Below are 11,200 nucleotides of genomic sequence, written 5' to 3' on the forward strand. Positions count from 1 at the left end.
AACCGCGTAGCCAAGCGCGTCGACGCGGGACTCACCTGGACAAATGACCCCGAAACCGGGGGGTCGGGTTAGATTTCGTCAGGAAGCGTGAGTACGGTCGTCTGCGCTGGCTGGAGTATCCGGCCGAGACAATCAACGATCGATGGTTATCGATGAGAGACGGAGGAATCGTGGCCCTTCCCCAGTTGACCGACGAGCAGCGCGCGGCCGCGTTGGAGAAGGCTGCTGCCGCACGTCGAGCACGAGCTGAGCTCAAGGATCGGCTCAAGCGTGGCGGCACCAACCTGACTCAGGTGCTCAAGGACGCCGAGAGCGACGAAGTCCTGGGCAAGATGAAGGTGTCTGCGCTGCTGGAGGCGTTGCCGAAGGTGGGCAAGGTCAAGGCGCAGGAAATCATGACCGAGCTCGAGATCGCGCCGACCCGGCGCTTGCGCGGCCTGGGCGACCGTCAGCGCAAGGCCCTGCTGGAAAAGTTCGGCTCCTAACCCGGAGCGCCGGTGAGCGCCGGCAAGGGACCGGACACAGGACGTGTCGTCGTGCTGTCCGGTCCCTCCGCGGTCGGTAAGTCGACAGTGGTGCGGTGTCTGCGCGAGCGGATTCCGAATCTGCACTTCAGCGTGTCGGCCACGACTCGGGCACCGCGTCCGGGGGAGGTCGACGGCGTCGACTACCACTTCGTCAGCCCGGCCCGCTTCCAGCAGTTGATCGACGAGGGCGAACTGCTGGAATGGGCCGACATCCACGGGGGATTACACCGGTCCGGCACTCTGGCGGAGCCGGTACGCACCGCTACCGGGTCCGGTCTTCCGGTGCTCATCGAGGTCGACTTGGCCGGAGCCCGGGCCGTCAAGGCGGCCATGCCCGCGGCCACCAGCGTCTTTTTGGCCCCGCCCAGCTGGGAGGATCTGGAGGCCAGGCTGGTGGGCCGGGGAACCGAGACGCCCGAGGTCATCCGGCGTCGATTGGATACCGCGCGCATCGAACTGGCAGCCCAGGACGACTTCGACGTGGTCGTGGTAAATCGCCGATTAGAGTCTGCGTGCGCCGAATTGGTATCCTTGCTGGTGGGAAACGCGCCGCAGCCGGCGTAAGCCCCTCAGGTTCTTACTCGTAAACCCGCTCTATGCCGCCAGGAGATTTTTTTCGTGAGTATTTCGCCGTCCGACGCCTCGTTGGCCGCCGTTCCCGCCGTGGACCAGTTCGATCCTGCGGCCGGAGGCGCAAGCGCCTACGACACCCCGCTGGGCATCACCAACCCGCCCATCGACGAGTTGCTGGACCGCGTCTCGAGCAAGTACGCGCTGGTGATCTACGCGGCCAAGCGGGCCCGGCAGATCAACGATTACTACAACCAGCTGGGTGAGGGCATCCTCGAGTACGTCGGGCCCCTGGTCGAGCCGGGGCTGCAAGAGAAGCCGCTGTCCATCGCCATGCGCGAAATCCACTCTGACCTGCTCGAACACACCGAGGGCGAGTAACAGGGTCCGGCGCGGGCATGGACAGTGAGCGCACTAAGCGGATCATCGTCGGGGTCTCCGGCGGTATCGCGGCCTACAAGGCCTGCACCGTTGTCCGTCAGCTCGCCGAAGCCGGTCATTCGGTGCGGGTCATCCCCACCGAGTCCGCGCTGCGCTTCGTAGGCGCAGCCACCTTCGAGGCGTTGTCCGGTGCGCCGGTGCGCACTGGGGTCTTCGAAGACGTTCCCGAGGTGCCGCACGTTCGCTTGGGCCAGCAGGCTGATCTGGTTGTGGTCGCACCCGCCACCGCCGACACGCTGGCCCGCGCCGTGGCCGGCCGCGCCGACGACCTACTGACCGCCACCCTGCTCACCGCCCGGTGTCCGGTGTTGTTCGCCCCGGCGATGCACACCGAGATGTGGTTGCACCCGGCCACCGTCGACAACGTCGCCACGTTGCGCCGGCGCGGCGCCGTGGTGCTCGAGCCCGCATCCGGGCGTCTCACCGGCACCGACAGCGGCGCTGGCCGGCTGCCCGAGGCCGAGGAGATCACCACGCTGGCCCAGTTGTTGCTCGAGCGTCAGGATGCGCTGCCGTTCGACCTCTCGGGGTACCGGGTCCTGGTGACCGCCGGCGGTACTCGGGAGGCGATCGACCCGGTGCGTTTCATCGGTAATCGCAGCTCCGGCAAGCAGGGTTACGCCGTCGCGCGGGTCGCCGCCCAGCGTGGCGCGGAGGTCACCTTGATTGCGGGACACACCGCGGGACTGATCGACCCCGCCGGTGTCAATGTCGTCCATGTCAGCTCTGCCGAGCAGCTCGGCGACGCGGTGTCCAAGCATGCTCCGGAGGCAAACGTGCTGGTGATGGCCGCAGCCGTGGCCGACTTCCGTCCCACTCAGGTCGCCACCGCCAAGATCAAGAAAAACCCGGACAACCAGGACGGGCCGCCCCCGATCGAGCTGGTGCGCAACGACGACGTGCTGGCCAACGCGGTGCAGGCCCGCTCGCACGGGCAGTTGCCCAACATGCGGGCCATCGTCGGGTTCGCGGCGGAGACCGGTGACGCCAACGGGGACGTGCTCTTCCACGCTCGCGCCAAGCTGCAGCGAAAAGGCTGCGACCTGCTGGTGGTCAACGCCGTCGGTGAGGGCAAGGCATTCGAGGTGGACAGCAACGATGGCTGGCTGCTTTCGGCCGACGGGACCGAGTCGGCGTTACAGCACGGGTCCAAGACGCTGATGGCAAGCCGTATCGTTGATGCGATCTCCACGTTTCTGCACGGGGACGTCGGATAACGTGTGTCGGGCAGCGTTGCCCGACCAAATTTGCAAACACCAGGCACAGCCGGTTGAGTAAGACTGAAGAAAATAATTCGCCTAACTAACATCTTGGGCGGGCAGGATCTGGAAGGACGTAAAGGGTGAGCGAGAAGGGTCGGCTATTTACCAGTGAGTCGGTGACCGAGGGGCATCCAGACAAGATCTGCGACGCGATCAGCGACTCGGTCCTCGACGCGCTTCTGGCGGGCGACCCGCGCTCCCGGGTGGCGGTCGAGACGTTGGTGACCACTGGGCAGGTGCACGTGGTGGGGGAGGTGACCACCTCGGCGAAGGAGGCGTTCGCCGACATCACGAACACGGTGCGCGCACGAATTCTGGATATCGGCTACGACTCCTCCGACAAGGGCTTCGACGGCGCCTCCTGCGGGGTCAACATCGGCATCGGCGCACAGTCGCCCGACATCGCCCAGGGCGTCGACACCGCCCACGAGGCCCGCGTCGAGGGCGCGGCCGACCCGCTGGACGCCCAGGGCGCCGGCGATCAGGGCCTGATGTTCGGCTACGCGATCAACGACACCCCCGAGCTGATGCCGTTGCCCATCGCCCTCGCGCACCGGTTGTCGCGGCGGCTCACAGAGGTCCGCAAGAATGGCACGCTGCCCTACCTGCGCCCAGACGGCAAGACGCAGGTCACCATCGCCTACGAGGACAACGTTCCGGTCCGGCTGGACACGGTCGTCGTCTCGACGCAGCACGCCGACGGTGTCGACCTGGAGAACACGCTGGACCCCGATATCCGCCAGCACGTGCTGGAGTCGGTGCTGCAGGACCTGGCCCACGAGACGCTGGACTCGTCGACAACTCGGGTGCTGGTGAACCCGACCGGCAAATTCGTCCTCGGCGGACCGATGGGTGACGCCGGACTGACCGGCCGCAAGATCATCGTCGACACCTATGGCGGCTGGGCCCGCCACGGCGGCGGTGCGTTCTCCGGCAAGGATCCGTCGAAGGTTGACCGGTCGGCCGCATACGCGATGCGCTGGGTGGCCAAGAACGTCGTCGCTGCCGGCTTGGCGGAGCGGGTCGAGGTGCAGGTGGCCTACGCCATCGGCAAGGCCGCGCCGGTAGGCCTGTTCGTCGAGACGTTCGGTACCGAGGCCGTCGACCCGGTCAAGATCGAGAAGGCCATCGGCGAGGTGTTCGACCTGCGCCCGGGCGCCATCATCCGCGACTTGAACCTGCTGCAGCCGATCTATGCGCAGACCGCGGCATACGGGCACTTCGGTCGCACCGATGTGGAGCTGCCGTGGGAGCAGCTGGACAAGGTCGACGACCTCAAGAGCGCCATTTAGGCGTGTTACTCGGGCGGTAGCGGATGGTCCGGGTCCAACCCCGGTAGGCCGTCGATGCTGTGCCGGTTGCGGACAACGGTGCGCTGGTAGCCCTCGTCGGGCTGCTTGGCGTGATAGGTGTCCAGCACGGGACGCTCGTCGACGAGCTCGTAGTAGGGCACCGAGAACCCGCACGCATCGGCGATTCGCTCCAGATCGACCACGATGGCGGCGCGGACGCCTGGATGTAGCCGCTCGAAATGCGCTCGCACACGCTGGAATTCGTCGTCGTCCGGACGGACCACCCGGCCGGTGCCGAACAACCGCAGGATGCGCGAGTTGCGGGTGAACGAGATGAACATGATGGTGATGCGGCCATTGTCGCGCAGATGCGCGATCGTCTCGACGCCGCTGCCGAACAGGTCGAGGTAGGCGACGGTGTGGTCGTCTAGTACGGCGAAGGTGTCGCTGTATCCCTTGGGGGAGAGGTTGACTCGGCCACCCTCGCTAGGCGCAGTCGCCACGAAGAACATTGCCTGCTCAGCAATGAAGTCGCGGAGCGACTCGTCGATTTGCGAAAATTCCTTCGCCACCGTGTGAGCGTAGCGTTGGCCGGCGGCCGATCCGGTTTCAGTGCGGCCAACTCGACACGGCCCTGGTAGAAGTCGAGGACTCGCGGATCCATCACGCGCCGCCACAGCGGCGGCACCATGGCCAACGGCACCATCGCGCTGTAGCCGTTCGGCAACTGTGGCGCCTCGTCCATACCGCGCAGTGCCTGGTACCGGCGCAACGGGTTGGCGTGATGGTCGGAGTGGCGCTGCAGGTGGAAGAGGAACACATTGGCGATCACCGTGTTGCTGTTCCAGCTGTGCGACGGCCGCACCCGTTCATAGCGTCCGCTGGGTAGCAGTCGGCGCCGCAGACCATAGTGCTCGGTGTAGTTGACCGTCTCCAGCAGACCGAACCCCACCACAGCCTGCCCGAACAGCCAGGGCAGCACGACGGGACGAAACCAGATGGCCAGCACGGTGAACAGGACGGCGCTGATCAGCCATGCGTTGAGCACTTCGTTGCGCGGACTCCAGCGGGACCTCCCGATCTTGGCCAACCGTCCGGCCTCGAGATGCCACGCGGAGCGCACGCCGCCGGCTACCGATCGGGGAATGAAGGCGTACAGGCTCTCGCCGAAGCGCGCGCTGGCCGGGTCTTCCGGTGTGGCGACTCGCACGTGGTGCCCGCGGTTGTGCTCAACGTAGAAATGTCCGTAACACGTCTGCGCCAGCGCGATCTTCGAGAGGTGTCGCTCCGTTTGCTCGCGGGTGTGACCGAGATCGTGGGCGGCGTTGATGGCCAACCCACCGATAAGACCGACGGTCAACATCAGACCGAGTTTGTCGACGAAAGTCATTGCGACCCAACCGCCCCCGCTCCAAAGCCAGCACGCCAGCAGCACCGAGCCATATTGGTTGGGCAGGTAGAGGTAGGTAATCCAGCGGTAATAGCGATCGTTCTCCAGCCGTGCCAAGACGGTGTCCGGAGGGCTGCTGGAATCGGGCCGGATCAGGTGATCGAGGACGGGTATCGCCCCGAATGCCAGCAGCGGGCCGGTCCACCAGAACACGCCCAGTCCGGTGGCTCGGACCAGCAACCAGGACACCACGACCAACCCTGGAACGGCCGCGGCCAATAGCCAGAGGTACCGCTTGGGATCTCGCCAACCCTCGTGTGATGTCGGCGCGGCTCGCCCTTCGCGCCTTTCGTATGGTTGCTCTTTGAGTAACATAGCAGTATCCCCACCCATAAAACTGGCTATTCCCATACTTCCGGTATGGCTAAACCTACGTTAGATTACTAAGAGTTGGCTAGTTCGGGGGTGGGACAGATGAGCCAGAGGCATCGGGGACCTCAGCGGACGACCTTTTCCCGGCGGCGCTTTCTGGGGGCGGCCGCCGGGATCGCCGCGGGTGCGGTCGGGGCTGGAGCGATCGAACTCGGAATGCGCCGCGACGAGGGCTCGTCCCGGCCCAATACCCACTATCGGGCCATCGTTGTCGGTAGCGGCTACGGGGGCGGGGTGTCCGCATTGCGGCTGGGCGAAGCCGGCATCGAAACCTTGATTCTGGAGCGGGGCAGATTATGGGATGCCGCCGACAACGACGGTAAACGCTTCTCTCGCATGCTCCCCGCCGACAACAGGGCGGGCTGGTTCACCGATGTGCCGCCGAGTTTGGTGCCGTCCTTCCGGGGCGTGTCGATGGAAGAGGTGGCCAAGCATGCGCCATCGCAACTGCCGGTCCAGGCCGGCGTCTGCGACAAAGTCGTGCACGGCGCGCACACCGTGTTTCGTGGCATGGGAGTCGGTGGGGGATCACTGGTCAACGCGGCGATTGCGGCTATACCTACCGCTGCGCAAATGCGCGCCGCGCTCCCGGACATCGACCCCGCCGCCTTCTTCGGCACATACATCGAACGCGCAAAGGCGATGCTGCGCATCAGCTATCGCGACATGGACTGGTTCGAACAGACGCCGTGGTTCCAATACGCACGGGTAGGGCGGCAGTACGCGGCAGCAGCTGGCTACCGCGTCGACTACAACGCCAGCGCGTACTCGTTCGACTACATGAGACGAGAAGAGACGGGCCAGGTTCCGCGCTCGGCGCTGGACTTCGAGCAGCAGTACGGCAACAACTACGGCCGAATCGGCAGCGTCGATCAAACTTATATCGCCGCGGCGCTGGCGACCGGCAAGGTCACCTTGCAGCCGCTGACGGAAGTCACCGGGATCCGGCGTGAGCCCTCCGGCGAGTACGTGGTGTCTACTCGCGTGATCGACCGGTTCGGCACGGAGCTGCGACGCGATGAAATCGGCTGCGACGAACTGTATCTCAGCGCCGGAGTGCTCGGTACCACGGAGCTGTTGCTGCGGGCGCGCGAGACGGGGACACTACCGGATTTGAACGAAGAGATCGGCCGCGGCTATGGCAACAACGGGGACATCATGGTCGCGCATATGCTCCAGTCGAGCGATCCCGCCGGGACCCGGCAATCCCTGATGGGGATGATCAACCTGGACGGACGCGACGATCCCGACAACCCGGTGTACGCCAGCATGTTCTCGCTACCCTTGCCGGTGGAAACCTATGCGCTGGGTTACTACGCGATGGTGCGCACCGGCGACCGCGCAAACATCGTCTACAACCGTGCCTCCAACACAGTCAGAATCGACTGGCCCGAGGATTACACCGAACACCTGCGGGTCCGGGCCCGAAAAGTCTTCGACAAGGTGACGCACGCCAACGGTGTGGACTACCGTGACGACCTGTTCGAAGGGAAAGCGTTGGCGCCCAACACCGTTCACCCGTTGGGCGGGGTGGTACGGGGTAGAGCGACTGACAGTTACGGCAGGGTCAAGGGTTATCCCAAGTTGTACGTCAACGACGCGTCGCTGCTGCCGGGGTATCTCGGCTGCAACCCGTTCATGACGATCACCGCACTGGCCGAACGCAATATCGAGGGAATCCTGCAGGGGCGCAAGTGAACGGTCAGGCGCTGAAACGGTAGTCGTCGAGATCGAATCGTCTACTGCGCCAATACGCTTCGACCGTCGTGGTGGGCCGCAGCGGGACATCGCCGTTCTTGTCGAAATAGTAGCTGTTGGCCAGCCGGCAACTGTCCTGCCAGAAGATCTGCCGGTGGCGCTTGCGCATCATCTCGTCGAAGTACCGACTGTTCGCCTCCGCGGTGACCTCGACGCGGGTGGCTCCCTCGCGGCGGGCCCGCTTGAGGCAGCGCACGATGTGATGCGTCTGGGTCTCGATGAGCGCGAAATAAGAGGATCCGACATAGCCGTACGGGCCGAACACGTTGAACAGGTTGGGGAATCCGGGAACGCTGACGCCTTCGTAGGCCTGCAGACGATGCTCATCCCAGAAGCGACTCAACGACCTGCCGCCGCTACCGGTGACGGCATAGGTGGGCACATTGTCGGTGTCCATCACTTTGAAGCCGGTCGCCAAGATCAGCACGTCGATCTCGTGATTCTCACCATCGGTCGTGGCCACGGCGCCGGGCGTGATCTTGTCGATCGGCTCGGTCACCAGACGGACGTTGTCGCGGTTGAACGTGGACAGATAGGTGTTGTGGAAGCCGGGACGTTTGCAGCCCACGGCGTACTGCGGGGTGAGCTTCGCGCGTACCTCCGGATCGTCTACCTGCTGACGCAGGTAGCGGCGACCCGCGTCGGCCATCCGCTTGGCCAGCGGGAACACCGTGAAGTACTGGGCCGAGATGGGAAAGGTCAACTCGACGAACGCCTGGCTGAGCAGCCGCTGCAGCACGGTGCCACCGGGAATCCGCATCGCCCGGCGGGCCACGGCAGGCAGCGGCACGTCGAACTTCGGGAAGCACCAGATCGGGGTTCGCTGAAACACCGTGAGCTGGTCCACGATGGGCGCGATCTCCGGGATGACCTGCACCGCCGACGCGCCGGTGCCGATGATCGCGACCCGCTTGCCGGACAGGTCCTGGCTGTGATCCCAGCGCGCGGTGTGCATGGTGATGCCGTCGAAGGAATCGACGCCGTCGATATCGGGCAGGTTCGGCACGGTGAGCACCCCGCTGGCGCTGATCAGGAACCTGGCGGTGATCACCTCCCCACCACCTGGAGGTGCCCCCACACCCGGATCCGTCCGCACCCGCCACCAGCCGTGCTCGTCATCGAACTCAGCGGAGATCACTTTGGTGTTGAACCGGATCCGCGAGCGGATGCCGTACTTGTCCACACAATGTTCGGCATAGGCCTTCAACTCGCCACCGGGGGCGTAGGTGCGTGACCAGTTGGGACTCTGTTCGAACGAGAACTGGTAGGAGAACGACGGAATGTCCACCGCGATACCCGGATAGGTGTTCCAGTGCCAGGTCCCGCCCACGCCGTCGCCGGCCTCGATGACCAGGTAGTCGGTGAGCCCGGCCTGATCAAGCTTGATGGCGCTGCCGATGCCGGAGAATCCGGCGCCGACGATGACGACCTGATGGTCGGGTGCGGTAGGCATGGCGGAATTCCTCCAGACGGTTTACCGCAGGATACGGCGTCGACCGTGCGCGCTGGATGGCGCCATTTGCTACGGATGCAGCGCTTTCTTCAGCGCCGCCAGTCCGCGGTTCAACGCCTCGGCGGCGGCGGGGACAACCAAGGCGAAGCTCGCATAGCCATGCACCATGGTTGGCTCGTTACTCCACTCCACCGGAACCCCGGCCGCGGTGAGCAATTCCGCGTACCGGGCACCGTCGTCGCGCAGCGGGTCGTGCTCGGCGGTGCCGATGAAGGCCGGCGGCAGGCCGGCCAGCTCCCCGTTGCCCGGTGCGAGATTGGGCGGCAACGTGGTGTAGTCGCTCAGGTCGAGGTCGGGGATGTACCAGGCCAGGAACGCGTCGATGACGTCGGCATCCAGGATCGGATCGGACACATTCTGGGTGAACGACGGCAGCGACCGGTCGCCGATGCAGGACGGATACCACAACAGCTGGAACGCCAGCTTCGGTGCGCCGGCGTCCCGAGCGAGCTGGGCCATCACCGCAGAAATATTGCCGCCCGCTGAATCACCGGCGACGGCAATGCGATTCGGGTCACCGCCGAACTCCGCGGCGTGTTCCCCCACCCAACGCAAGGCGGCCCAGCAATCCTCAACTCCCGCGGGGAACGGGTGTTCGGGAGCGAGCCGGTAATCCACGGACACCACGATGGCGTCCGCACCGACGGCGTGGGCGCGCGCGACGTGGTCGTGGGTGTCCAGGCTGCCGAGTGACCAACCGCCGCCGTGGTAGAAGACGACTACCGGCAGGCCGTCCTGGGCCGCGGTGGGCGGCCAATAGATTCGCACCGGAATGTCGTCATGCTCGCCGTATTGGATGGTGCGGTCCTCAATCCGCAGATCGGGCAACAACTCCGGGGGTGCCTTCAATGCGGCCAACCGCGCGCGGGCCACCTCGACACCGTCGGATGCGGTGAAGGTCATCGGAATGGCGTCGAGCAACATCTTCAGGAATGGGTCGATTTCCGCGCCGGCGGTTCGGGATTCCGTCATGCAAATACCGTACGCACTCCGGTCACTGTCCGTGTAGAGCAACGCGCAACGCCGTTAACCCTCGATCCATCGCGGTCGTGGCGGCCGGCACCACACCGGCATAACCGAGATAGCCGTGCACCATAGTTTCGGCGTTGTGCACCTCAGTTGACACACCGGCAGCGGCCAGCAACTCACCGTAGCGGATACCGTCGTCACGCAGCGGGTCGTAGCCGGCGACGGCGATGTACGCGGCGGGCAGTCCGGCGAGGCTCTCCGCGCGTCCCGGCGCCATGCCTGCCGGTGGGTTGGACATGTCGACTTCGCCTGCGTACCAACGGGAGAAGTCGGCAATCGCCCTCGCGTCCAGGATCTGTGCGGTGGCGTTCTCGCTGAACGACGGCAGCGACGGGTCCCACATAGTTGAGGGGTACCACAGCAATTGGAAGGCGATCGGTGGTGCGCCCTCGTCGCGGGCCAGTTGGGCGATCACCGCCGAGATGGTGCCACCGGCCGAGTCTCCGGCGACTGCGATCCGGGAGCTGTCGGCACCGATTTCTGGGCCGTGCTCGGCGACCCATCGTGTTGCGGCCCAAGCATCCTCGACGGCGGCGGGGTAGGGGTGCTCGGGAGCCAGCCGGTAGTCGACGGACACGACGATGGCGTCGGCGCCGACGCAGTGCTGGCGCGAGGTGCCGTCATGGGTGTCCAGGTCGCCCATCACAAATCCGCCGCCGTGGAAGAACAGCACCACCGGCGCAGGATTATTCTGCTCGGAAGCGGTTGGCGGCCAATAGATCCGGATGTCGATAGGCCCGCCCGGACCGGCAATGGTGCGGTCCTCGACGCGCAGTTCGGGATGCAACGGCCGGCGCGGCAGGTCGCGCAGCCGTTGTCGAACGGCGTCGATTCCGTCCTCGGTTGATAGCCGAAACGGAACCGCATCCAGTACCTTCAGCAGGATGGGATCGACTCCTGGGCGCGCACCGGCGGTGTTGTCCAAACTGGGCATGCAGGTACCGTACGCATCTCGTCTGATGGTTGTCGGGTGGGTGGGCGCCTGC

Annotated in this window: 11 protein-coding genes; 6 read left to right on the forward strand and 5 right to left on the reverse strand. The window is 65.3% G+C overall.

All coding sequences use genetic code 11. From position 1 onward, the window contains the following. Window positions 1–170: 170 nt before the first annotated feature. From mihF to metK, 5 genes are all read left to right on the forward strand, one after another. On the forward strand, window positions 171–485 hold the full coding sequence (gene mihF / locus A5636_RS22430; protein ID WP_036355303.1) for an integration host factor, actinobacterial type: 315 nt from the start codon (window positions 171–173) through the stop codon (window positions 483–485). Between the two features lie 12 nt (window positions 486–497). After that, window positions 498–1,091 (forward strand): guanylate kinase, encoded by a 594-nt coding sequence (gene gmk / locus A5636_RS22435; RefSeq protein WP_065160833.1) that lies wholly within the window; start codon window positions 498–500, stop codon window positions 1,089–1,091. Window positions 1,092–1,145: 54 nt separating this feature from the next. Then, window positions 1,146–1,478 carry a DNA-directed RNA polymerase subunit omega gene (gene rpoZ, locus A5636_RS22440; RefSeq protein ID WP_065160834.1) on the forward strand — a complete coding sequence of 111 codons (333 nt, stop codon included), beginning with the start codon at window positions 1,146–1,148 and terminating at the stop codon, window positions 1,476–1,478. A 17-nt stretch (window positions 1,479–1,495) separates the two neighbouring features. Beyond that, window positions 1,496–2,755 carry a bifunctional phosphopantothenoylcysteine decarboxylase/phosphopantothenate--cysteine ligase CoaBC gene (gene coaBC, locus A5636_RS22445; RefSeq protein ID WP_065160835.1) on the forward strand — a complete coding sequence of 420 codons (1,260 nt, stop codon included), beginning with the start codon at window positions 1,496–1,498 and terminating at the stop codon, window positions 2,753–2,755. A 125-nt stretch (window positions 2,756–2,880) separates the two neighbouring features. Continuing rightward, on the forward strand, window positions 2,881–4,092 hold the full coding sequence (gene metK, locus A5636_RS22450; protein ID WP_065160836.1) for a methionine adenosyltransferase: 1,212 nt from the start codon (window positions 2,881–2,883) through the stop codon (window positions 4,090–4,092). Between the two features lie 5 nt (window positions 4,093–4,097). Here the strand turns inward: metK and A5636_RS22455 are convergent, their stop codons facing one another. After that, entirely contained in the window at window positions 4,098–4,604 is a 507-nt protein-coding gene (locus A5636_RS22455) for a pyridoxamine 5'-phosphate oxidase family protein (RefSeq protein WP_253900669.1), read from the reverse strand. Beyond that, window positions 4,520–5,857, reverse strand: coding sequence for an alkane 1-monooxygenase (locus tag A5636_RS25805; RefSeq protein ID WP_253900670.1), 1,338 nt, complete (start codon window positions 5,855–5,857; stop codon window positions 4,520–4,522). The genes A5636_RS22455 and A5636_RS25805 overlap by 85 nt, the downstream gene beginning before the upstream one ends. Before the next feature lie 99 nt (window positions 5,858–5,956). Between A5636_RS25805 and A5636_RS22460 the strand changes: the two genes are divergently transcribed. Further along, complete coding sequence (locus A5636_RS22460; protein ID WP_065160838.1) at window positions 5,957–7,612, forward strand: GMC oxidoreductase; 1,656 nt, start codon at window positions 5,957–5,959, stop codon at window positions 7,610–7,612. 4 nt (window positions 7,613–7,616) lie between these two features. Here A5636_RS22460 and A5636_RS22465 read toward each other — a convergent pair whose 3' ends face one another. The 3 genes from A5636_RS22465 to A5636_RS22475 all read right to left on the reverse strand — a co-directional run bounded on the left by A5636_RS22465 (window position 7,617) and on the right by A5636_RS22475 (window position 11,148). Continuing rightward, the gene (locus A5636_RS22465; protein ID WP_065160839.1) at window positions 7,617–9,125 is read right to left on the reverse strand and encodes a flavin-containing monooxygenase; all 1,509 of its coding nucleotides are present in this window, start codon (window positions 9,123–9,125) and stop codon (window positions 7,617–7,619) included. A 69-nt stretch (window positions 9,126–9,194) separates the two neighbouring features. After that, window positions 9,195–10,157 carry an alpha/beta hydrolase gene (locus A5636_RS22470; protein ID WP_065160840.1) on the reverse strand — a complete coding sequence of 321 codons (963 nt, stop codon included), beginning with the start codon at window positions 10,155–10,157 and terminating at the stop codon, window positions 9,195–9,197. Between the two features lie 22 nt (window positions 10,158–10,179). Next, window positions 10,180–11,148, reverse strand: coding sequence for an alpha/beta hydrolase (locus A5636_RS22475; protein ID WP_065160841.1), 969 nt, complete (start codon window positions 11,146–11,148; stop codon window positions 10,180–10,182). Between the last annotated feature and the right edge of the window lie 52 nt (window positions 11,149–11,200).

It is taken from the genome of Mycobacterium asiaticum, from assembly GCF_001673315.1.
GTDB lineage: Bacteria > Actinomycetota > Actinomycetes > Mycobacteriales > Mycobacteriaceae > Mycobacterium > Mycobacterium asiaticum_B.

Excerpts from the sequence above, each read along its gene's own strand:
- coaBC (WP_065160835.1), top strand. The coding sequence starts at position 1,496 with ATGGACAGTGAGCGCACTAAGCGGATCATCGTCGGGGTCTCCGGCGGT.
- A5636_RS22455 (WP_253900669.1), bottom strand. The coding sequence starts at position 4,604 with ATGTTCTTCGTGGCGACTGCGCCTAGCGAGGGTGGCCGAGTCAACCTC.
- A5636_RS25805 (WP_253900670.1), bottom strand. The coding sequence starts at position 5,857 with ATGTTACTCAAAGAGCAACCATACGAAAGGCGCGAAGGGCGAGCCGCG.
- A5636_RS22460 (WP_065160838.1), top strand. The coding sequence starts at position 5,957 with ATGAGCCAGAGGCATCGGGGACCTCAGCGGACGACCTTTTCCCGGCGG.
- A5636_RS22465 (WP_065160839.1), bottom strand. The coding sequence starts at position 9,125 with ATGCCTACCGCACCCGACCATCAGGTCGTCATCGTCGGCGCCGGATTC.
- A5636_RS22470 (WP_065160840.1), bottom strand. The coding sequence starts at position 10,157 with ATGACGGAATCCCGAACCGCCGGCGCGGAAATCGACCCATTCCTGAAG.
- A5636_RS22475 (WP_065160841.1), bottom strand. The coding sequence starts at position 11,148 with ATGCCCAGTTTGGACAACACCGCCGGTGCGCGCCCAGGAGTCGATCCC.